Source organism: Streptomyces sp. NBC_01384, assembly GCF_045040035.1.
Classification (GTDB): Bacteria; Actinomycetota; Actinomycetes; order Streptomycetales; family Streptomycetaceae; genus Streptomyces.
In genome coordinates this window covers 4,318,720-4,340,705 of record NZ_CP109559.1, presented here as the reverse complement: position 1 = coordinate 4,340,705, position 21,986 = coordinate 4,318,720, and the positions used below count along the sequence as shown (strand labels likewise).

General features: G+C 70.4%; 19 protein-coding genes. 11 read left to right on the top strand and 8 right to left on the bottom strand.

Annotated elements, in window-relative coordinates:
* Positions 1-9: 9 nt before the first annotated feature.
* The 3 genes from nth to OG747_RS19675 are packed head-to-tail and all read left to right on the top strand — an operon-like array spanning position 10 to position 3,122.
* A complete protein-coding gene (gene nth / locus OG747_RS19685; RefSeq protein WP_405880639.1) occupies positions 10-1,026 on the top strand; it encodes an endonuclease III in 1,017 nt (338 codons plus the stop codon).
* A 52-nt stretch (positions 1,027-1,078) separates the two neighbouring features.
* Positions 1,079-1,909 carry an NUDIX hydrolase gene (locus tag OG747_RS19680; RefSeq protein ID WP_405880638.1) on the top strand — a complete coding sequence of 277 codons (831 nt, stop codon included), beginning with the start codon at positions 1,079-1,081 and terminating at the stop codon, positions 1,907-1,909.
* Between the two features lie 13 nt (positions 1,910-1,922).
* A complete protein-coding gene (locus OG747_RS19675; protein WP_405880637.1) occupies positions 1,923-3,122 on the top strand; it encodes a MarP family serine protease in 1,200 nt (399 codons plus the stop codon).
* A 33-nt stretch (positions 3,123-3,155) separates the two neighbouring features.
* Here the strand turns inward: OG747_RS19675 and OG747_RS19670 are convergent, their stop codons facing one another.
* The 6 genes from OG747_RS19670 to OG747_RS19645 all read right to left on the bottom strand — a co-directional run bounded on the left by OG747_RS19670 (position 3,156) and on the right by OG747_RS19645 (position 11,992).
* Positions 3,156-3,335 (bottom strand): hypothetical protein, encoded by a 180-nt coding sequence (locus OG747_RS19670; protein WP_405880636.1) that lies wholly within the window; start codon positions 3,333-3,335, stop codon positions 3,156-3,158.
* 150 nt (positions 3,336-3,485) lie between these two features.
* Complete coding sequence (locus OG747_RS19665; protein ID WP_405880635.1) at positions 3,486-4,424, bottom strand: alpha/beta fold hydrolase; 939 nt, start codon at positions 4,422-4,424, stop codon at positions 3,486-3,488.
* On the bottom strand, positions 4,421-4,897 hold the full coding sequence (locus tag OG747_RS19660; protein WP_405880634.1) for a phage holin family protein: 477 nt from the start codon (positions 4,895-4,897) through the stop codon (positions 4,421-4,423). The genes OG747_RS19665 and OG747_RS19660 overlap by 4 nt, the downstream gene beginning before the upstream one ends.
* 177 nt (positions 4,898-5,074) lie before the next feature.
* Complete coding sequence (gene nhaA, locus OG747_RS19655; RefSeq protein WP_405880633.1) at positions 5,075-6,472, bottom strand: Na+/H+ antiporter NhaA; 1,398 nt, start codon at positions 6,470-6,472, stop codon at positions 5,075-5,077.
* Between the two features lie 510 nt (positions 6,473-6,982).
* Positions 6,983-8,983, bottom strand: a complete 2,001-nt coding sequence (acs, locus tag OG747_RS19650) for an acetate--CoA ligase (protein WP_405880632.1) — start codon at positions 8,981-8,983, stop codon at positions 6,983-6,985.
* 558 nt (positions 8,984-9,541) lie between these two features.
* Positions 9,542-11,992 (bottom strand): bifunctional SulP family inorganic anion transporter/carbonic anhydrase, encoded by a 2,451-nt coding sequence (locus OG747_RS19645; RefSeq protein WP_405885606.1) that lies wholly within the window; start codon positions 11,990-11,992, stop codon positions 9,542-9,544.
* A gap of 334 nt (positions 11,993-12,326) precedes the next feature.
* Here OG747_RS19645 and OG747_RS19640 point away from each other — a divergent pair, with 334 nt between their 5' ends.
* Positions 12,327-13,598 carry a hypothetical protein gene (locus tag OG747_RS19640; protein WP_405880631.1) on the top strand — a complete coding sequence of 424 codons (1,272 nt, stop codon included), beginning with the start codon at positions 12,327-12,329 and terminating at the stop codon, positions 13,596-13,598.
* On the opposite strand, the gene OG747_RS19635 is transcribed toward OG747_RS19640, so the two are convergent.
* Positions 13,588-14,568 carry an ATP-binding protein gene (locus tag OG747_RS19635; RefSeq protein ID WP_405880630.1) on the bottom strand — a complete coding sequence of 327 codons (981 nt, stop codon included), beginning with the start codon at positions 14,566-14,568 and terminating at the stop codon, positions 13,588-13,590. The genes OG747_RS19640 and OG747_RS19635 overlap by 11 nt on opposite strands.
* Positions 14,569-14,669: 101 nt before the next feature.
* On the opposite strand from OG747_RS19635, the gene OG747_RS19630 reads away from it, so the two are divergent.
* The gene (locus tag OG747_RS19630; protein ID WP_405880629.1) at positions 14,670-15,494 is read left to right on the top strand and encodes an oxidoreductase; all 825 of its coding nucleotides are present in this window, start codon (positions 14,670-14,672) and stop codon (positions 15,492-15,494) included.
* A gap of 412 nt (positions 15,495-15,906) precedes the next feature.
* Here the strand turns inward: OG747_RS19630 and OG747_RS19625 are convergent, their stop codons facing one another.
* Positions 15,907-16,740, bottom strand: a complete 834-nt coding sequence (locus tag OG747_RS19625; RefSeq protein WP_405880628.1) for an HAD family hydrolase — start codon at positions 16,738-16,740, stop codon at positions 15,907-15,909.
* 596 nt (positions 16,741-17,336) lie between these two features.
* Between OG747_RS19625 and ssd the strand changes: the two genes are divergently transcribed.
* The 6 genes from ssd (at position 17,337) to OG747_RS19595 (ending at position 21,942) form a co-directional block, all read left to right on the top strand.
* Positions 17,337-18,431: a septum site-determining protein Ssd gene (gene ssd, locus OG747_RS19620; protein ID WP_405880627.1), complete on the top strand. Its 1,095-nt coding sequence runs from the start codon at positions 17,337-17,339 to the stop codon at positions 18,429-18,431.
* A complete protein-coding gene (locus OG747_RS19615) occupies positions 18,428-19,648 on the top strand; it encodes a TadA family conjugal transfer-associated ATPase (RefSeq protein ID WP_405880626.1) in 1,221 nt (406 codons plus the stop codon). Before ssd ends, OG747_RS19615 begins: the two co-directional genes overlap by 4 nt.
* 32 nt (positions 19,649-19,680) lie before the next feature.
* Complete coding sequence (locus OG747_RS19610) at positions 19,681-20,514, top strand: type II secretion system F family protein (RefSeq protein WP_405885605.1); 834 nt, start codon at positions 19,681-19,683, stop codon at positions 20,512-20,514.
* Positions 20,511-21,290, top strand: coding sequence for a type II secretion system F family protein (locus OG747_RS19605; RefSeq protein ID WP_405880625.1), 780 nt, complete (start codon positions 20,511-20,513; stop codon positions 21,288-21,290). Before OG747_RS19610 ends, OG747_RS19605 begins: the two co-directional genes overlap by 4 nt.
* A gap of 69 nt (positions 21,291-21,359) precedes the next feature.
* Positions 21,360-21,566: a DUF4244 domain-containing protein gene (locus OG747_RS19600; RefSeq protein WP_405880624.1), complete on the top strand. Its 207-nt coding sequence runs from the start codon at positions 21,360-21,362 to the stop codon at positions 21,564-21,566.
* Positions 21,553-21,942 (top strand): TadE family type IV pilus minor pilin, encoded by a 390-nt coding sequence (locus OG747_RS19595; RefSeq protein ID WP_405880623.1) that lies wholly within the window; start codon positions 21,553-21,555, stop codon positions 21,940-21,942. The genes OG747_RS19600 and OG747_RS19595 overlap by 14 nt, the downstream gene beginning before the upstream one ends.
* Positions 21,943-21,986: the final 44 nt, after the last annotated feature.

Here is a 21,986-nt window from a genome sequence, read left to right as displayed (position 1 = left end):
CAGACAAAAGTGGCAAAGTCGACGCCGGTGAAGCCGGCGGCGAAGAAGGCCACTCAAAAGGCGGCAGCCACGACCGAGAAGGCGACAGCAGCGATCAAGAAGGCGACAGTCGCAACCAAGAAGGCGGCACCCGCGCGAGCCGCCACCAAGAAGGCGGCACCGGCGAAGACCGCGGCCGAGAAGGCGGCCCCCGCGAAGACCCTCGCCAAGAAGGCGACCCCCGCCAGGGCCATCCCCAAGAAGGCCCCCACCGCCGAGTCCCACACCGCCCTCGTCCGCCGCGCCCGCCGTATCAACCGCGAGCTCGCCGAGGTGTACCCGTACGCCCACCCGGAGCTGGACTTCGAGAACCCCTTCCAGTTGGTGATCGCCACGGTCCTGTCGGCCCAGACCACCGACCTGCGGGTGAACCAGACGACTCCGGCGCTCTTCGCCAAGTACCCCACTCCGGAGGACCTCGCCGCGGCGAACCCGGAGGAGGTCGAGGAGATCCTGCGGCCGACCGGATTCTTCCGGGCCAAGACCAAGTCGGTGATAGGCCTCTCCAAGGCCCTGGTCGAGGACTTCGGAGGCGAGGTCCCCGGCCGCCTCGAAGACCTCGTCAAACTCCCCGGCGTGGGCCGCAAGACCGCCTTCGTGGTGCTCGGTAACGCCTTCGGGCGCCCCGGCATCACCGTGGACACCCACTTCCAGCGCCTCGTCCGCCGTTGGCAGTGGACCGACGAGACCGAGCCCGACAAGATCGAGGCCGCCGTCGGCGCGCTCTTCCCGAAGAGCGAGTGGACGATGCTCTCGCACCACGTGATCTTCCACGGCCGCCGTATCTGCCACGCCCGCAAGCCCGCGTGCGGCGCCTGCCCCATCGCCCCGCTCTGTCCGGCGTACGGGGAGGGTGAGACGGACCCGGAGAAGGCGCGGAAGCTCCTGAAGTACGAGAAGGGCGGCTTCCCCGGCCAGCGCCTCAACCCGCCGCAGGCCTACCTGGACGCGGGCGGTATCCCGGCACCCCCACTGGGCGCCGGATGACGGAACGAACACGGCACCGGCCGACGTTGGGGAGAGCAGAACGGGGGTGGCGATGACGCACGCGAGCAATACGCACAGCAGGCGCGACGGGCCTGACACGCACGGCAGGCACGACGGGCCGGGCACGCACCGCACGCATGAAGGGGCCGACACGCACCGCACACACGAAGGGCTCGACACGCACCGCACACACGAAGGACCTGGTTCGCGGGACGGCCGGGTGGTGGTGAGCAGGGACGGCCTGCCCGACTGGCTCGACCCGGTGGTGCGCGTCGTCGAGACGGTGGAGCCGCTCCAGCTGAGCCGCTTCCTGCCCCCGGCGAACGGCGCGGGGCGCCAGTCCGCCGTCCTCATCCTCTTCGGCGAGGGCGCCCGCGGCCCCGAGCTGCTGCTGATGGAGCGCGCCAGCTCCTTGCGCTCGCACGCCGGACAGCCCTCCTTCCCCGGCGGCGCCCTCGACCCCGAGGACGGCGACCCGAAGGCCGACGGGCCGCTGCGGGCCGCGCTCCGCGAGGCCGAGGAGGAGACCGGCCTCGATCCGAGCGGCGTCCAGCTCTTCGGTGTGCTGCCGAAGCTCTACATCCCCGTGAGCGGCTTCGTGGTCACCCCGGTCCTGGGCTGGTGGCGCGAGCCGACCCCGGTCGGCGCGGTCGATCCGGCCGAGACGGCCCGGGTCTTCACGGTCCCCGTGGCGGATCTCACGGACCCCGCCCACCGCGCGACGACCGTGCACCCCAGCGGCCACCGAGGCCCGGCATTCCTGGTCGAATCGGCCCTGGTCTGGGGCTTCACCGCGGGAATCATCGACCGCCTGCTGCACTACTCGGGCTGGGAGCTGCCCTGGGACCGCGAGAAGCAGGTCCCACTCGACTGGCGCGCATGACAGGGTGGCGTCCGTGAACGTGCTGGACATTTTGTTGCTGGTCGCCGCCGTGTGGTTCGCGATCGTGGGCTACCGCCAGGGCTTCGTCGTCGGCATCCTGTCGGTGATCGGCTTCATGGGCGGCGGCCTCGTCGCCGTCTACGTGCTCCCCGTCATCTGGGGCTGGGCGACCGACGACACCAAGGTGAGTACGACCGCCGCCGTCGTCGCGGTGATCGTCGTGATCGTCTGCGCCTCCGTGGGCCAGGCCCTCACCACCCACCTGGGCAACAAGCTGCGCCGGTACATCACCTGGTCCCCGGCCCGCGCCCTGGACGCGACCGGCGGCGCCCTCGTCAACGTCGTCGCGATGCTCCTGGTCGCCTGGCTGATCGGCTCGGCCCTCGCCGGTACGACGCTGCCTACGCTCGGCAAGGAGGTCCGCGGCTCCAAGGTGCTGCTCGGCGTCTCCCGGGCGCTGCCCTCCCAGGCCGACACCTGGTTCGCCGACTTCTCCTCGGTCCTCGCGCAGAACGGCTTTCCGCAGGTCTTCAGCCCGTTCGCCAACGAACCCATCACCGATGTCCAGCCCCCTGACCCGGCGCTCGCCGGCAGCGCCGTCGCCACCCGCGCCCAGAAGTCCATCGTCAAGGTGGTGGGCACCGCCCAGAGCTGCGGCAAGGTTCTCGAGGGCAGCGGCTTCGTCTTCGGCGACCGCCGCGTGATGACCAACGCGCACGTGGTCGGCGGGGTCGACGAGCCCACCGTCCAGATAGGCGGCGAGGGCAGGAAGTACGACGCCAAGGTCGTCCTGTACGACTGGGAGCGCGACATCGCCGTACTCGACGTGCCGAATCTGAAGGCGCCCGCCCTGCATTTCACCACCCAGGACGCGACCAGCGGCAAGGGCGCGATCGTCGCGGGCTTCCCGCAGAACGGGGCGTACAACGTCCAGCCGGCGCGCGTACGCGGCCGCATCACGGCCAACGGTCCGGACATCTACCACCGCAAGACGGTGCGCCGCGACGTCTACTCGCTCTACGCGACCGTGCGCCAGGGCAACTCCGGCGGCCCGCTGCTCACGCCCGACGGCAAGGTGTACGGAGTGGTCTTCGCGAAGTCCCTCGACGACGCCAACACCGGGTACGCGCTCACCGCGGACGAGGTCCAGCCGGATGCCACCCAGGGTCGTACGGCCAATCAGCAGGTGGACAGCGACAGCTGCGCGCTCTGAGGCCGAGGGTGACCGGTGGTGGTGTGTGCGGATTCAGCCGCGTGGGTGACGCAGCCGTACCGAGACCCAGCGGACCCGGCGGCGCAAAATGCGCGGGATCCCCACTTGGGGGTCCGCGCCCGGCAACTGCGGGGTGCCCCTCTGATGGGAGCTCAGGCCCGCGGCCGAGCGGCGGTTGCGTGCTGCGTCACTGTAGTCGTGCGTCCAGCCCATACCCCGACGTGTGCCCCTGCCCCAAGGTCGATAACCGCGCCCTGGCCCCTCAATTGGCCTATGCGCGAGGCATTTGGCTGTTCGTAGGACAGGCGTTCCCGTTCGCATTCCGGGCGCGCCACGGGCCGCAATCGGACAGTCACCGACGGGTCACCGGTCAGGCTCGGGATCCTTCAGCCAGTTGACCAATTCGGTGGAAAACGCCACCGGGTCCTCCTCGTGCGGGAAGTGCCCGAGACCGTCGAACAGGCGCCAGCGGTACGGGGCTTCGACGTACTCCCCGGATCCGGCCGCGCTCCGCGTCCGCATCACCGGATCGAGCGAGCCGTGCAGATGGAGCGTCGGCACCCGAACCGGCCGCTTCATACGCCGGTTGAACTGAATCCCGTCCGGTCGCGCCATCGAACGAACCATCCACCGATAGGGCTCGATCGAACAGTGCGCCGTCGACGGGATGCACATGGCGCGGCGGTACGTCTCCACGGCCTCGTCGTCCGGCAGCCGCGGCCCCGACCAGTCCCGTACCAGACGACCCACCAGAGCGCCCTCGTCCGCGACGAGTTGGCGCTCCGGGATCCACGGCCGCTGGAACCCCCAGATGTATGAACCCGCGGCCGTCTGCTTGACGTCGGAGAGCATGGCCGAGCGCCAGCGTCGCGGATGCGGCATGGACGACACCGCGAGCCGGCGGACGAGCTTGGGGCGCATCACGGCCGCCGTCCACGCCAGATAGCCGCCCAGGTCGTGCCCGACCAGCGCGGCGTCGGGCTCACCGAGGGACCGTACGACCCCGGTGATGTCGAGCGCGAGGTTGGCGGGGTCGTAACCGCGCGGCGTACGGTCGCTGCCGCCGACGCCCCGCAGATCCATGGCCACAGCCCGGAACCCGGCGTCGGCGAGCGCGACCAGCTGCCGGCGCCAGGTCCACCAGAACTGTGGGAAACCGTGCAGCAGCAGGACGAGCGGCCCGTCGCCCATCTCGGCGATATGGAAGCGCGCGCCGTTGGCGGCGACGTCCCGGTGGGTCCAGGGACCGTCGGGCCGTACGACCGAGCTGGGTTGCGCCCAAGGGGTGGCGGGGTCCGTCATGACGACGAGCGTGCCACAGCCTCGACCGCGTCACTCACGGGGGCGGGCCGGGGGTGCGGTTTGGCGTTCTGCAGCACGCCCGCCGTCTCCTTGACCGAGGCGGCGACCTTCTGCGGCCCCTTGCCCTTCTTCGCCTTCTTCGCGAAGACCACACCGATCAGTGCGAGGACGCCGGCGACCAGCACGTTCGCCGCGAACGACAGGACGAAGCAGATCGCGAGATTCCAGTGGCTCCAGGTCTGGATGCCGTAGGCCAGAGCGAAGCTCAGCATGGGAAGGGAGAAGAGCAGCACCACTCCGGCCGCCGCGAGCGCGCCACCACTGACCGCACCACGCTTGACGTCCTGCTTGAGCTGCGCCTTCGCCAGCGCGATCTCGTCGTGCACCAGTGCGGACATCTCGGTCGTCGCCGAGGCGAACAGCTGGCCGATGCTGCGTTCGGCGCCGACCGGGCTGCCGTCGGGTGCGCTCATCGCGGACTCTCCCTCTTCTGCATGTGTCTGCTCTGTACAGGTCTGGCTGTTACCTGGGCCGGTACGGTCTGGCTTCACCTGTGTCTGCACCGTCTGGATCTGCCCGCCTGGTTCGTCCATCTGGATCTACCCATCTGGATCTACCTGTCGGATTCTGCCCGTCTGGTTCTGTTCAGATCATGCCGGACCGTCGTTCTCCTCGCTTGCCCTGCCCGCCACTTCGGCAAGCCTTCGGTGCTCGGCGGCCTTCCGTTCGTGGATCTCGGCCATCCGCAGGTGGTACGCCGGGTTGTCCTGCTCGTAGATGTCGGGGATGCCGTCGCTGTCCTCGTCGCGCTCCTCGGCCTCGCACAGCGCACGGTACTTGGCGTTGCGTATCTTCAGCAGCGCCGTGGCGAGTACGGCCGCGATGAGCGAGCCGGTCAGTACGGCTGCCTTGACCTCGTCGGTGAGCAGCGTGTCGCCCTTGAAGGCGAGCTCGTCGATGAGGAGTGAGACGGTGAAGCCGATGCCGGCGAGGGTGGCGACGGCGAAGACGTCGGCCCAGGCGAGATCCTCACTGAGCGAGGCCCTGGTGAACCGCGCCGTCAGCCAGGTCCCCCCGAAAATGCCGACGGCCTTCCCGACGACGAGCCCCAGCACGACACCGAGCGTCTCGGGCCGTGTGAACACGTCCCCCAGGGCCCCGCCGGAGACGGCGACCCCCGCGCTGAACAGCGCGAACAGCGGCACGGCGAGCCCGGCGGAGAGTGGCCGCACGAGATGCTCAATATGCTCCCCCGGCGAGTGCTCCTCGCCCTCCCGTCGATGGCAGCGCAACATCAGCCCCATCGCCACACCGGAGATGGTGGCGTGGACGCCGCTGTTGTACATCAGCCCCCAGATGGCGAGCGCGAGCGGCACGTACATGTACCACCCACGTACGCCCTTGCGCAGCAGCACCCAGAACACGCCGAGCCCGACAACGGCCCCGCCGAGCGCGGCGAAGTCGATGGTGTCCGTGAAGAAGACCGCGATGATGAGGATCGCGAACAGATCGTCGACGACGGCGAGGGTGAGCAGAAAGGCGCGCAGGGCGGACGGCAGGGAGGTGCCGATCACGGCGAGCACCGCGAGCGCGAAGGCGATGTCGGTGGCGGTGGGCACGGCCCATCCGCCGAGGTCCCCGCCCCCGACCACATTGGTGAGGGTGTAGACGAGCGCGGGCACGGCCATGCCGCAGATGGCGGCTACGACGGGCAGCAGCGCGGCTTTCGGATCCCGCAGATCCCCCGTCACCAGCTCCCGCTTGAGCTCAATGCCGGCAACGAAGAAGAACACGGCCAGCAGTCCGTCCGCAGCCCAATGCTGAACGGACAGATCCAGCCCGAGCGCCGAGGGCCCGAAGTGGAAGTCACTCACGCTCGCATAGCTCTCGCGCAACGGAGTATTGGCCCACACCAGTGCGGCGATCGCGGCGACGAGCAGCAGCACCCCACCCACGGTCTCGGTCCGCAACGCGTCCGCGACGAAGTTCCGCTCGGGCAGGGACAGACGTCCGAGGAGCTTGCGGTTGTTGGTGCTGGGCGCGGCCACGGCGGGGACCTCCGGGTCGTTACGGCTGCTTGCTGACGGCCGCCACGCGGGATCGCCGACCAGACTTCCCGGCACACCCTGGGGTCACTACTTTACCTTGTCATTACAGCTGAATAATTCGCGTTGCGGACATATGGGGTGTTTGGGGTTGGGGTGGGGCGGGGGTTGGGGTGGGGCGGGGGGCGCCTGCCGGGGGGTGTGGGGTCGGGGCCGTGCCGGTACGTCGAGCCCGTCGCCGCCGGATCAGACGTTGCCCTATGGGGAACCGTTTCCAGATCCGAACGTAAGCGACGGGCTTGCGACGTACCGGCACGACCCCTTCCGTGGTCTGGCGGCTGGCGGCTGGCGGCTGGCGGCTTGCGGTGTATGACGTATGGCCCAGGCCGGGGCGCCCAAGTACGGGGTGCGGGGGACACGGTCCCCTGCCGGGGTACGGGGGCGGAGCCCCGCGGTTGTCGGGTGTGGGGGGCACACAGTGCCCCCCACAAAAGGGGCGGGTGGGGTGAGCCCTCAGTCCTCGCTCGGCGCCGCCGGCAACTTCGCCTGGATGAGATCCATCACCGTCGAGTCCGTCAACGTGGTGACATCCCCCAGTTCCCGGTTCTCCGCCACGTCACGCAACAACCGCCGCATGATCTTCCCGGACCGAGTCTTGGGAAGCTCAGCCACCGGCAGCACCCGCTTCGGCTTGGCGATCGGCCCCAGCGTCGTACCCACGTGATTCCGCAGAGCCGCCACCAGCCCGGCATCCTCCGCGGAAGCGGTCCCCCGCAGGATCACGAACGCGACAATCGCCTGCCCGGTCGTCTCATCGGCGGCCCCGACCACCGCCGCCTCAGCCACCGCCGGATGCGAGACAAGCGCCGACTCGACCTCCGTGGTCGAGATGTTGTGCCCGGACACGAGCATCACGTCGTCGACCCGCCCGAGCAGCCAGATGTCCCCGTCCTCGTCCTTCTTCGCCCCGTCCCCGGCGAAGTACTTCCCCTCGAACCGCGACCAGTACGTGTCGAGGAACCGCTGGTCGTCGCGCCAGATCGTGCGCAGCATCGACGGCCACGGCTCGGTCAGCACGAGGTACCCCCCGCCTCCGTCGGGAACCTCCTGGGCCTCGTCATCCACCACCGTCGCCGAGATCCCCGGCAACGGCCGCTGTGCCGACCCCGGCTTGGTCTCCGTGACCCCGGGCAACGGCGAGATCATCATCGCGCCGGTCTCGGTCTGCCACCACGTGTCCACGATGGGCGTCCGGTCGCCGCCGATGTGCTTGCGGTACCAGACCCACGCCTCGGGGTTGATCGGCTCACCCACGGACCCCAGCACCCGCAGGCTGCTGAGATCGAACTTCGCGGGGATGTCGTCCCCCCACTTCATGAACGTACGGATCGCGGTGGGCGCCGTGTAGAGGATCGTCACCCCGTACTTCTGCACGATCTCCCAGAACCGCCCCTGGTGCGGCGTGTCCGGCGTCCCCTCGTACATCACCTGCGTCGCACCGTTCGAAAGCGGTCCGTACGTGATGTACGAGTGCCCGGTGACCCAGCCGATGTCGGCCGTGCACCAGTACACGTCGGTCTCGGGCTTGAGGTCGAAGACGGCGTGGTGGGTGTACGAGACCTGGGTGAGGTAGCCGCCCGAGGTGTGCAGGATGCCCTTCGGCTTCCCCGTCGTCCCGGAGGTGTAGAGGATGAACAGCGGCTGCTCGGCGTCGAACGCCTCCGGTGCGTGCTCGGCGGACTGCCGCTCGACGATCTCGTGCCACCAGACGTCGCGGCCCTCGGTCCAGTCGACCTCCTGCCCGGTGCGGCGCACGACCAGCACCTTGTCGACCCCGTCGACCCGGCGCACCGCGTCGTCGACGGCGGGCTTGAGCGCGGACGGCTTACCGCGCCGGTAACCGCCGTCGGAGGTGATGACCAGCTTGGCGTCGGCGTCCTGGATGCGCGTGGCGATCGCGTCCGCGGAGAAGCCGCCGAAGACGACCGAGTGCGCGGCGCCGATCCGGGCGCAGGCCAGCATGGCGACGACGGCCTCGGGGATCATCGGCAGGTAGACGGCGACCCGGTCACCCTTGCCGACCCCGAGTTCGGTCAGGGCGTTGGCGGCCTTGCTGACCTCGTCCTTGAGTTCGGCGTAGGTGATCGCCCGGCTGTCGCCCGGCTCGCCCTCGAAGTGGATGGCGACCCGGTCGCCATGGCCGGCCTCCACATGCCGGTCCACGCAGTTGTACGCGACATTCAGCTTCCCGTCGGCGAACCACTTCGCGAACGGCGGGTTCGACCAGTCCAGGATCTCGGTCGGCTCGGTGGCCCAGGTCAGCCGGCGGGCCTGCTCGGCCCAGAAGCCGAGCCTGTCAGCCTTGGCCTGCTCATACGCCTCCGCGGTGACGTTGGCGTTCGCGGCCAGGTCGGCGGGCGGCGCGAACCTGCGCTCTTCCTTCAGCAGGTTGGCCAGGCTTTCGTTGCTCACGACATCTCCCTTTCCCAGGGTGTCCGTTGTGTCCCAGGCCACAGCTCATCAGACCGGAGGCCTCGATGACAAGGGCCGATCTCAAATTGGTATAGACCTGTCGGGGCGCAGGGGCCTTCCAGGGGCACCCACCAGGTACACACTCCGAGCCACGTACGGACCGGTATTCGGGTTCACTTGGCAACGCGTCCTGCGGCCAGGCCTGAACAGGCGACGTGCCCCCGGGCGAAGAGGGCACCGAGTGGAAGTTCTACCGGCCCCAGCGGGATGCTGTGACATGTTTCGTAGCCCGGCGTGTCGAGGTCCCACGCCCGCACCCGCTCCCGCCCTCCCCGCCCTCGAACGGCTCCCCGGGGCCAACGGTCCCCCTGAAACTGGTCACGGTCGCCTGGAACTGATCACGGTCGACGTGCACACCGGGTCCCCGCAGGGCACTCCGCACCTGCCGCATGCAAGCGCACGGCATGATGCGCGGCCCCGCCGACTGGGGCCGCGCACCAAGGCAAGGTGACGCGAGATGGCAAGGTAAACGAGGGACGGCGAAGGTTACGCGGGACGGCAAGGTCACGCTGGACGGCAAAGTCGCGCGGGACGGCAAGGTCACGCGGGATGCCGCAGATCCTCCGCCGCCCCCACGTGATCGAACAGCTCGCCGCCGTCGCGCTCGACCAGCAGGTACGCCTGTGCCTCGCCGACGTGGAAGTACATCCCGTGCAGCTCGAGCACACCCTCCCGCAGGGCCCGCGCCACGGACTCGTGCGCCCGCAGATGCTCCAACTGCTGCACCACGTTGGTCAGGCACAACTGCTCCACCGCGTCGGCCGGCGCCCGCCCGGCGAGCCGGGCCCAGGGCCGCTCCTTCGCGGTCATCCGCTCCAGACTCGGCAGCCCATGCCGCAGCCACCGCCTGAGTGGCGTCTGCGCCCCGCCGGGCTCCGACTTCAACAGGGCCTGCATCGCCCCGCACCCGGAGTGCCCGCACACCGTGATGGACCTCACATTGAGCACGTCCACGGCGTACTCGATCGCCGCGGCCACCGAGTCGTCCCCGCTCTCCTCTCCGGGCCTCGGCACGAGATTGCCCACATTGCGTACGACGAAGAGGTCACCCGGACCACTGGAGGTGATCATCGACGTGACGAGCCGTGAGTCGGCACAGGTCAGGAACAGCTGCGACGGCCGCTGCCCTTCCCTCGCCAACCGCGCCAGCTCACCCCGCACCAGGGGCGCGGTGTTCCGCTGGAACGCACTGATACCGCGCGCCAGTTGACGCCCGCTCTGCCCACGCTGCTCATCGGGACCACTCTGCCCACTCTGCCCACTGTGCCCGGAGGAACCGGGAGCTTCACCCGGTCCGCCTGATGCGGCCGCAGGGCTCACCCCGCCCGCCCCGCCCGACCGGCCGCCGGGGGATACGGGCTGCGGGCCGGCGGAAGGCTCGCAGTGGTGGTTGCGCCACGGCGTCCAGGGGCGGCAGCGGCAGTGGGATGTGCTCGTGGGCTCGGCGATCCGGGTGCCGGCCCGCCCGGTCAGCTCGACCATGCCGCCCTGCGCGCAGTGCGCGTTCTGCCAGTCCTGCAGCGACTCGTACGCCGCGTGGTCCATGAACGAGCCGTCCAACTCCACGACGGCATTCGCCCCTTGGGGTACCAGATGCAGATCGCGGCTGAGCCGGGGCACCGCGAGGAACGTCAACTGCCCTCGTACATGTACGTAATGGACTCCTCCTCTCTCTTCGTGCGTGATGCGGGTGCGGGCGAGGCGGTGCAGGGCGACGGCGACGGCCACGGAGACCCCCAGCGCCACGCCCTCAAGGACACCGAGGAACACGACGCCGAGCGTGGTGACGGTGTAGACCAGCACCTCGCGGTGGCGGGTGACCGTGCGAATGTGGTGCAGGGACACCATCTGGATGCCGACGGCCATCACCAGGGCGGCGAGCGATGCGAGGGGGATCAGCTCCAGGATCGGGACCATCAGCAGCGCGGCAACTACTACGAAAACGCCGTGCAGCATCGTGGAGTTCCGGCTCACGGCACCGGATTGCACATTCGCGGAACTGCGGACGGCGACCCCGGCGACGGGCAGCCCGCCGAGCGCGCCGGAGACGACATTGGCGGCGCCCTGCCCGAGCAGCTCCCGGTCCAGGTCGGAGCGGCCCACCCGGGGCTGCTGCGCGGGCCGCCCCGCCATCAGCTTGTCCACGGCCACCGCGCCGAGCAGCGACTGCACACTGCACACCAGCGTGATGGTGAGGACGGCGGCGGCGATCCCGAGCACCGGCCCATCCGGCAGCCCGGCCAGCGCGTGGCTGCTCCAGGACGGCAGGTCGACCTTGGGCAGGATCAGCCCGGCGAGTGAGGCGGTCAGGGTGGCGACGGCGACGGCGACGAGCGCGGCCGGTACTTTTCGCAGGCCGTGCCCGACCCGGCCGGGAATCCGCGGCCAGGCGAGGAGGAGCGTCAGTGTCAGCGCGCTCATTGACACCGCCGCGGGGTGGACGTGCGCCAACTGGGCGGGCAGTGCACGGAGGTTGTCGAGGACGGAACTCTGCGGGGTGCCGCCGAGGACGATGTGCAACTGGGCGACGGCGATGGTCACGCCGATCCCGGCGAGCATGCCGTGCACGATCGCGGGGCTGACGGCGAGGGCCGTACGGGCCACGCGCAGGCACCCCAGGCCCAGCTGGGCGACTCCGGCGAGGACGGTGATGGCGCAGGTCGTACGCCATCCGTAACGGTGGATCAGCTCGGCGGTGACGACCGTGAGCCCGGCGGCGGGCCCGCTCACCTGGAGCGGTGAGCCGCCGAGTCGCCCGGCGACGAGTCCGCCCGCGGCGGCGGCGACAAGGCCCGACTGGAGTGGTGCTCCGGTGGCGAGGGCGATGCCGAGGGACAGGGGCAGGGCGATCAGGAAGACCGCGATCGAGGCCGACAGGTCGGCGCCCGAGATACGGAATCGGCGGGGTGGGATCGGTGGGGGGCTGTGGGGTTGGTGGATGCGCCTGGGCCGAGTTGAGTCGGCGGCGCGGGTGGGGACGCAGGCAGGCATTCCCGTCTCCTCCGGGGCAGCGCGGTCGCGGAACAGGTGGTCCCCGTCCAGGGCGGGCGGGGGCGGATCGCGGCCGTGGGTCACGGCGTGCAGCGGCGGGATTTTCAACGCTCGGTAAACGGATCGTAATGCAGAGTAAAGCCCTTGTGTGGACTTTAGCGGCATATGGGGCAGCAAATCACTCTTCCGGGTGAACCAAGCATTTGATCGGCTTGTCGTATTTATTCGGTCTCGGCCCTGTGCGACCTTGGCGGCGCTGGCGGCATTTCGCCGTACATCACACCAAAACGCCTTAGTGAGCGTTGCCCTGACCGAAGGAAGAAGGTGGGCGGAGATGGCCGCCACCCAGAGGATCGCCGCGGGCGTAGCACTCGCCGCGGCCTGCGCCACGGCGCTCGCCGGTTGCTCCACCGGCGCCACCGGATCCCAAGAAGGCGCGCATGGCGCGAAGAAGGCGGCGGGGGCACCGGCGCCCCAGAGCGCGGTGCGCCTGATCGGCGACGGCTCGACTGCGTACACCGGAGCGCAGCCGCATCTGCCCAAACCCGAGCGGCTGAAGCCCGGTCAGGAGCCCCCGCAGTTCGTGGTCTTCTCGTGGGACGGCGCCGGCGAGGACAGCCAGAAGCTCTTCTCGCACTTCCGGAAGATCTCCAAGGCCAACCGGGCGACGATGACGTACTTCCTCAGCGGCGTGTACATGCTTCCGGAGGACAAGCGCGAGCTGTACAAGCCGCCGGAGCACTCGCCGGGCAGCTCGGAGATCGGTTTCAACGACGAGCAGGGAATCCAGGACACCGTCGAGCAGTTGCGCGGCGCGTGGCTGGAGGGCAACGAGATCGGCACCCACTTCAACGGCCACTTCTGCGGCAGCGAAGGTGGTGTCGGTGAGTGGTCGGTCGAGGAGTGGAAGAGCGAGATCGCCCAGGCGAAGTCGTTCGTGCAGTCCTGGAAGACCAATACGGGCATGAAGAACGCGGCTCCGCTGCCCTTCGACTACGACAAGGAGCTCATCGGCGCCCGCACACCGTGCCTGGAGGGTCGGAAGAACTTCGTGAAGGCGGCCCGTCAGCTGGGCTTCCGCTACGACACCAGCGGCGTCAACAATCAGGTCTGGCCCAAGAAGAAGGAGGGCCTGTGGGACCTGTCGATGCAGCTGGTGCCCTTCCCTGGACACTCCTACGAGCAGCTCACCATGGACTACAACTTCATGGTCAACCAGTCGGGCACCCAGACCCAGGGTGACCCCGACAAGCGGGAGTACTGGGGCGACCAGATGCGTGACGGTCTACTCAAGGGATTCGAACGCGCCTACGGCGGCAACCGCGCGCCGCTGATCATCGGCAACCACTTCGAGTCCTGGAACGGCGGCACCTACATGCGCGCCATCGACCAGGTCGTCGAGCGCGTCTGCAACAAGCCCGACGTCCGCTGCGTCTCCTTCCGGCAGCTCGCCGACTGGCTCGACGCCCAGGACCCGGCCACCCTGGACAGGCTGCGCGGCCTCAACGTCGGCGAGGCCCCGAAGCAGGGCTGGGCGTCCTTCCTCTCCGGCCGCCCCGCCCCGGCTCCGAAGGGCGTCCCAGGAGCCCCGGCGGTCAAGCCGTAGCCGCCAGGCCCTCACCGAGTACGAAACCGGGGTCGACCTGCGCCGCCAGGTCCGCCCCGGTTCGCTCGTTGCCCCAACTGCCGGCGTTCTTCAGGTGGAAGTGCACCATCTGACGGGTGTAGCGCTCCCAGTCGCGCAGTTCGTACGTGGCGTCGGTGGCGGTCTGCAAGGTGCGCAGGGCGCGACGGTTGGTGTCCTCCAGGAGTTCGAACCGGGGCGGGCGGCCCTTCTCCATGGCGCGCACCCAGTCCGAGTGTCCGACCGTGACCAGCAGGTCGTCACCGACCTCGGCGCGGAGGAAGTCGATGTCGTCCTGGCCCTGCACCTTGTTGCCGACGACCTTCAGGATGACCCCGAAGTCGTGGGCGTACTCCTTGTACTGGCGATAGACGGAGACTCCCTTCCGGGTCGGTTCGGCGACGAGGAACGTGATGTCGAAGCGGGTGAACATGCCGGACGCGAAGGAGTCGGAGCCCGCCGTCATGTCGACGACGACGTACTCGCTCCGGCCGTCGACGAGATGGTTCAGGCAGAGCTCCACTGCACCGGTCTTGGAGTGGTAGCACGCCACTCCCAAATCGGCCTCGCTGAACAGGCCGGTGACCATCAAACGGATGGCTCCACCGTCGAGTTCCACCGGCCGCGCGCAGGCGTCGTACACCGGATTGTTCTCGCGTACCCGCAGCAGTCGCGACCCCTCCCCGGGCGGGGTCGTCTTGATCATCGTCTCGGCGGACACGATCCGCGGATTGGAACCGCGCAGATAGTTTTTGATCAGTGGCAGCCGCACGCCCATGGCGGGCAGCCCGGCGGCCACCGCCTCGTCGAGACCGAGCGCCGCCCCCAGGTGCTGGTTGATGTCGGCGTCGACCGCGACGACCGGCGATCCCGTGGCCGCGAGGTGGCGGATGAAGAGGGAGGACAGGGTGGTCTTGCCGCTGCCGCCCTTCCCAACGAAAGCAATTTTCATGTTCACCAAGAGTAGTGCGTTGACTGCGCACGGTGTCCTGTCGGCGTGAAGAAGACCACTCCTTCGTGGGGTGGGCCGCCGGGGTGCGTAGTGTCGTACTCATGAGTACGACAGGCGCGACCGCCGATCCGCTCGCGGCCCTGGGCTCGCTGCCCGGGGTGGCCGAATCCGTGGAGTCCGTCCGCAAGGCGGTGGACCGGGTCTACGGGCACCGGATCATGCGGCGCCGTAGCAACGAGATCACCTCCGAGGCCGCGCTGCGGGGCGCCCGCGGCTCCGCGGCGCTGTCCGGTGCCGACTGGGCCCTCGAAGAGGTGCGCCGCCGCACCGACTTCAGCGGTGACGACGAGGCCCGTACGGTCGGCGCGGCCCTGCGGCTGACCGCCGAGGCGGGCCAACTTCTGTCCATCTGGCGGCAGTCGCCCCTTCGGGTGCTGGCTCGGCTGCACCTCGTTGCGGCCGCGGACAAGGGGGACGTGGTCGGCCGGCCGCGTCAGGACGGCGAACCGGTCGATGAGCCGCTCGTCGAGCTGCCCCTGCCGGACGCGACCGAGGTCGCGGGCCGACTCGAGGGGCTCTCCCAGCTGATCATCGCGGGCGGTTCGGCCCCCGCCCTGGTGACAGCGGCCGTCGTGCACGGCGAGCTTCTCGCCCTGCGCCCCTTCGGCACCCACAACGGTCTGGTCGCGCGCGCGGCCGAGCGCATTGTCCTGATCGGCAGCGGCCTCGATCCGAAGTCCGTCTGCCCGGCGGAGGTCGGCCACGCCGAACTCGGTCGCGCCGCCTATCTGGCGGCTTTGGATGGTTATGTCGCCGGCACCCCGGAGGGTATGGCGGCCTGGATCGCCCACTGCGGCAAGGCGGTTGAACTGGGAGTCAGGGAATCGACGGCGGTCTGCGAGGCGCTCCAGCGCGGCGCGGCGTGAGCATTCGCGGCGCGGCGTGAGCGTCGGCGAGTCCATCGAGCCCTTGAAATCGAGCCCTTGAAAAAGGGTTGCGGCGGTACGAGTTTTCGTACCGCCGCTGGCATGCGCACCGCGTTACCAAGCGTCCTCGATATGTTGCCCATCAGGTCGGGAACTGCTGCCCGTCACCTGGTGTGGCTGGCCCGTAATCGACGGGTCGACGTCGCGTGGGTGCCCAGTGTTCATGCTCGGTCCGTGGGGCCTTGGTTGCGTTTAAAGGTGATCCTTTCGGATGTCCTTGGTCTCGCGGGCCGCTAATCCCTTTGTACTCCAGGTCCAGAGGAAGCGGAACCCCTGGCTGCAGTTCTTTACTTTTAGGTTCAAACGGGTCTTAATCGGGCGTGCATGTGCTGCACGCGCACGCGTGACGCTCTCACGCCACCGTCGCGCGCCGTCGGCTCGCGTACCAGACGAGCCCCGCCGTGGCTGCCGCCGCTCCTATCGCGGCCGCCGCGACGAGCGCCGGACGCGGCGGTACCGACAGCGCGGGCAGCCGCTGCTTGAGCCGGACCGGACGGTGGAAGTCCAGAATCGGCCAGGAGCGGGCGAGCGCCTCCCGCCGCAGCGCGCGGTCCGGATTCACCGCATGGGGATGGCCGACGGACTCCAGCATCGGGAGGTCCGTCGAGGAGTCGCTGTAGGCGTAGCAGCGCGCCAGGTCGTACCCCTCGGACGCGGCCAGCTCCCTGACCGCGTCGGCCTTCGTCGGCCCATATGCGTAGTACTCCACCTCTCCGGTGAAGCAGCCGTCCTCGCCCACGACCATGCGGGTGGCCACCACCCGGTCCGCGCCGAGCAGCTCGCCGATCGGCTCGACCACCTCCGCCCCGGACGTGGAGACGATCACCACGTCGCGCCCGGCGGTGTGGTGCTCCTCGATGAGCGAGGCGGCCTCGTCGTAAATGATCGGGTCGATCAGGTCATGCAGCGTCTCGGCGACGATCTCCTTGACCTGCTGGACGTTCCAGCCACGGCACAGCGCGGACAGGTAAGCACGCGTCCGCTCCATCTGGTCGTGGTCCATGCCGCCCGCCATGAACACGAACTGGGCATATGCGGTACGCAACACGGCCCTTCGGTTGATCAGCCCGCCTTGGTAGAACGACTTGCTGAACGTGAGCGTGCTCGACTTCGCAATGACCGTCTTGTCCAGGTCAAAGAAGGCCGCTGTGCGAGGCAAGGAGTGGTTTTCCACGAGCCCGAGCATATGCGCCCACCATTCGGGCTAGCGTGGGGCGTGTGGGTTTGCCTGAGAGGGCCTTCGGGTACACCATGGAAGTCACGGATCGTTCGCGACCGTGCTAACCCGGTCCGACTCCTCCCCCCCCGAGTCGGCCGTGGGGACGACCCCCGCTCTCCCCCCCGGCGGGGGTCGTCGCATGTCCGGGTGGGTTTTTCCCCTCTTTGGCGCGGCCTCGGGACCTTGTTATCACCGCTGCAGCCGCCGCTTTCGCACGGGCGTGATCCGTCACTGAGGGTAGTCGTGAGGCTGCTCTGTGGAAGGTGTGCGCGGGTCACCGGTATGGGTGAACGCGATATTCACAACCACTGAGTTGTCCACAGTTATCGACCAAGATCCACACGATTTCCTGGATCGCTGCACCGTGATTCCAGCGCGTCCTGCTCGCGGCGAGTTCCTCGCGGCAAGTTCATGGCCGGTTCCGTTTGTCGGACGCGTTTGGCCGGTTCGTATCGGCCGTTCATATGGAGGCCGCTTGCCGGTTCTTCACACGAGCGGGAATCGCGGGTCCGCAGAGGACCCTGCGAGCCCCGCGCAAGAAGCAGCGAAGGGGGCTGGAGATCGTGGCGGGAGCCATCACACACGACCTGCCGCCCGCCGCCGAGGGGCGGCAGGGCGGACCATTGATCGTCACGGAGGACGCCGAACTCCTGGACGACCTGCTGCGCTTGTGCGCGGCGGCAGGCGCGAGGCCGGAGGTCCACCACGGGGTACCGGAGCGCCGGGGCAGTTGGGAGGCGGCACCGCTGGTACTGGTCGGCGACGACGCCGTGCGGCGCGTGCGCGGTGCCGCGCGCCGACGCGGGGTGGTGCTGGTCGGCCGGGATCAGGACGACTCCGGTGTCTGGAAGCGTGCCGTCGAGATCGGCGCCGACCACGTCCTGGTGCTTCCCGACGGCGAGCAGTGGCTGGTCGACCGCATCGCCGACGTGGTCGAGGGAGTCGGCCGCCCCGCGCTCACCGTCGGCGTGATCGGCGGCCGGGGCGGGGCCGGAGCCTCCACGCTGGCCTGTGCGCTCGCCGTCACCTCGGCGCGTGAGGGGCGTCGCACCCTGCTCGTGGACGCGGATCCCCTGGGTGGCGGACTCGATGTACTCCTGGGAGGAGAGGCGGCCGAAGGCCTGCGCTGGCCGGCCTTCGCCGCCTCCCGCGGCAGGGTCGGCGGCGGCGCCCTGGAGGAGTCCCTGCCCGAACTGCACGCGTTGCGCGTCCTCAGCTGGGACCGCGGCGACTCTGTCACCATCCCGCCGCAAGCCGTCCGCGCGGTCCTGGCCGCGGCCAGACGGCGCGGTGGCGCGGTCGTCGTCGATCTGCCCCGCCGCGTCGACGAGGGCGTCGCGGAAGCCCTCGCCCAACTCGACCTCGGGTTGCTGGTGGTCCCCGCCGACCTGCGCGCGATCGCGGCGGCCGGACGGGTGGCGTCCGCGGTCGGCATGGTCCTGCGCGATGTACGGGTCGTGGTCCGCGGTCCCTACGCACCCGGGCTCGACGACCGAGAGGTGGCCCGCCTGCTCGGACTGCCCTTGGTCGGCGAAGTGCCTGCCGAATCCGCGCCGCCGGACACCGGCGTCCCACCCGGAGGAGCGGCGCGGGGGCCGCTCGCCCGGTTCTGCACGGCCTTCTGGGAGCGGGTTCCGGTGCAAGGCGGGGGCGTATGAGCCGAGAAGCAGGCACGGGCACGGGCACGGGCGCAGGACTGCTGGACGGCGTACGGCAGTGGCTCGCCGAGAGTGGATCCGAACCGACCCCCGCGCGCGTGGCCCAGGCCCTGCGCGAGCAGGGGCGGGTTCTCGGGGACGCCGAAGTCCTCGGCGCGGCCCAACAGTTGCGTTCCGAGCTGGTCGGCAGTGGACCGCTGGAGCCGCTGCTCGCCGACCCTTCGGTGACCGACGTGCTGGTGTCCGCGCCGGACCGGGTGTGGGTGGACCGGGGCGCAGGCCTGGAGCTGACGGCCGTCTCCTTCCCGGACGCGGCGGCCGTACGACGCCTCGCGCAGCGCCTGGCGGCCGTGGCCGGCCGAAGGCTCGACGACGCCCGCCCCTGGGTCGACGCCCGGCTTCCGGACGGCACCCGTCTGCACGCGGTGCTCCCCCCGGTCGCCGTCGGCTCCACCTGCCTGTCCCTGCGGGTCGTACGGCCGCGCGCGTTCACGCTCGAGGAACTGGTGGCGGCGGGGACGGTGCCGCCCGGCGGGGACCGGGTCCTCAGAGCTCTGCTGGAGGCCCGGTTGTCCTTCCTGATCAGCGGCGGGACCGGGAGCGGCAAGACGACGTTGCTGAGCGCGCTGCTGGGCCTGGTCGGTCCAGGGGAGCGGATCGTGCTCGCCGAGGACTCGGCCGAGCTGCGACCCGACCACCCCCATGTGGTGCGCCTGGAGGGACGGCCCGCGAACCAGGAGGGCGTCGGGCTCGTGGCGCTGCAGGACCTGGTCCGTCAGGCCCTGCGCATGAGACCGGACCGGCTGGTCGTCGGCGAGGTGCGCGGACCGGAGGTCGTCTCGCTGCTCGCGGCACTCAACACGGGCCACGAGGGTGGCTGCGGAACGGTACACGCGAATGCGGCGGCGCAGGTACCGGCCCGCTTGGAGGCGCTGGGAACGGCGGCCGGGCTCGACCGGGCCGCGTTGCACAGCCAGTTGGCGGCGGCGTTGTCCGTGGTCCTGCATCTCGTACGGGATCGGGCGGGGCGGCGCCGGATCGCCGAGGTGCACGTCCTGGAGCGCGATCCGTCGGGGCTGGTGGTGACGGTGCCCGCGTTGCGGTGGGGCGCGGAGGCGTTCGTGTGTGAGCGGGGGTGGCAGCGACTGCGGGGGCTGCTCCGGGACGGGAACGGGACTGGCGCGAAGGGCGGAGCCGAGGGGAGCGGGCTGTGGTGACGAGGGTCGGTGACCTGTCGGTGGGGGCTGCCATGGTGTGTGCCGGGGCGGCGGCCTGGTTGATGGGCGGCTGGGATTCGGGGGTGCGCAGAGCGCGGTTGGTGTGCGCGGGGGGCGGGGTGGTGGCGACCGGTCCGCCCGCGTGGGAGAGGGCGCTCGTCGAATGGCGGCGACTGCGCGGGCGGCTGCGGGCCGAAGCATGGTCGCTGGTCGCCGGGTTGGCGATCGCACTGCTGGGCGCGTCCCTGCTGCCGCTGCTCCTCGGGGCAGCCGGAGTACCGGTGCTACGGCGGGTGCGGCGGGCCGGGGAGGCACGGCGCGAGAGGGAGCGCCGGGGCGACGCGGTGATCGCCCTGTGCGGGGCGCTCGCCGGGGAGGTGCGGGCCGGGCGCCAGCCGGGCGAGGCGCTGCTTCGGGCCACGCGTGACTCGGGCGGGCTCGGCGAGGCGCAGACGGTGGTGCTGGCGGCGGCTCGGTTCGGTGGAGACGTGCCGGGCGCGCTCACGGATGGGGCACGGCAGCCGGGGGCCGACGGGCTGGTGGGACTCGCCGCCTGTTGGCGCGTGGCTGTGGACCGGGGCGCGGGGCTGGCAGCCGGGCTCGACCGCCTGGAGGGGGCCCTGCGCGCGGAGCGGGACCAACGCGCTGATCTGCGCGCCCAGCTGGCGGGATCGCGATCGACGGCGGTGATGCTCGCGGGGCTGCCGGTCATGGGGCTCCTGCTCGGCACCGCGCTGGGCGCCGATCCGCTGCACGTGCTGCTGCACAGCGGCGCAGGCCTCGGCTGTCTGCTGGTCGGCGGGGTGCTGGAGGGCGTGGGGCTGTGGTGGGCGCTGCGCATCGTGAGGGGAGCGGAGGCGGCATGAGTACGGAGGTTGTCCACAGGCTGGGGGCGCTTGTGTGCGGGGCGCTGGTGCTCGGGTGGCTGGTGCGGGCGCTCGGTGCGATGCGGCGGGAGCGGCGGGTGCGCAGCAGGCTGGCCGAGTTGCTGGCTCTGGAGAGGGCGCCCGCAAGACGGCGCTTCGAGGTCCGCGGTGTGGGGCGGCGGTGGCTGCCGGTGGCGGGCGCGGTGTGCGTCGGCTGGGTGCTGGTGGGCGGTCTTGTCGGCGCTGGGGCCGGGCTGGTGGCCGGGCTCGGGGTCTGCCGGTGGCGGCAACGGCGAAAGCCGGGGCCGGTTGAGGAGTACGACGCCGCGCGGGCCACCCGGCAACTCCCGCTGGCGGCCGACCTGGTGGCGGCCTGCATCGCGGCCGGCGCGGACCCCGTGGTGGCGGCCCGGGCCGTGGGCGAGGCACTGGGCGGACCTGTCGGGGCGCGGCTCGCACGGGGCGCGGCTGAGGTGCGGCTCGGGGGCGAACCGACCGAGGCATGGCGGAGTTTGGCGTCGATGTCCGGTGCCGGGGCGCTGGCGCGGCTGCTGGAGCGGGCGGGCGAGTCGGGCGTACCGGCGGCCGTGCCGGTCGGGCGGCTCGCCGCGGAGGCCCGTGCCGAGTGGGGGCGTGCCGCGACGGCGCGGGCACGCCGGGCGGCTGTCATGGTCACCGTGCCCGTGGGGCTGTGCTTTCTGCCCGCCTTCATCGCGATCGGTGTCCTGCCCGTGGTGATCGGGCTGGCGGACGGGGTGTTGGGAGGGGCCGGATGACGGGCTAGGGCGGCGGTGTGACCGGCGAGTGGCAAGTGATCAACAGGGCTGAACCTTACGGGGGTTGAGATGTTCAAGGCAGTACGAGTGCGAGTGCGGGCGTGGCTGCTTGGTCTGGCGGCGCGGAGGGACGCGGGAATGGTCACCTCCGAGTACGCGGTGGGGGTCATCGCGGCGGTGGCCTTTGCGGCCGTGCTCTACAAGGTGGTGACGAGCGGCCAGGTCGGCGCGGAACTGCAGGGGATCGTGGGGCGAGCGCTCAATGTCCCGATGTGAACGGACGGCGAGCGGTCCGGCCCGCTGCGGCGACCGGGGATTCGTGACCGCCGAGGCCGCCGTGGTGCTGCCCTCTCTTGTGCTGGTCGGAATGGCGCTGGTCTGGGCTTTGCTCGCCGCGTCCGCGCAGATCCAGTGCGTGGATGCGGCCAGGGCGGGCGCCCGCGCGGCGGCCCGCCAGGACCCGCCGGACGCGGTACTGGCGACGGCTCGCCGCGCGGCGCCGCGGGGCGCCAGGATCATGGTGAGCCGGGAGGGCGATTTCGTCCGGGTCACGGTCAAGGCGAGCGCGCCGGGGCCGGACGCGCTGTCGGTGGAGCTGAGCGATGATGCCGTGGCTCTGGCGGAGGAGACGGTGGGGGTGGTGGGCGGATGAGGGGCTGGAGTCTCCAGCGCGTTGCCCGGCCCGTCGTTTCGATA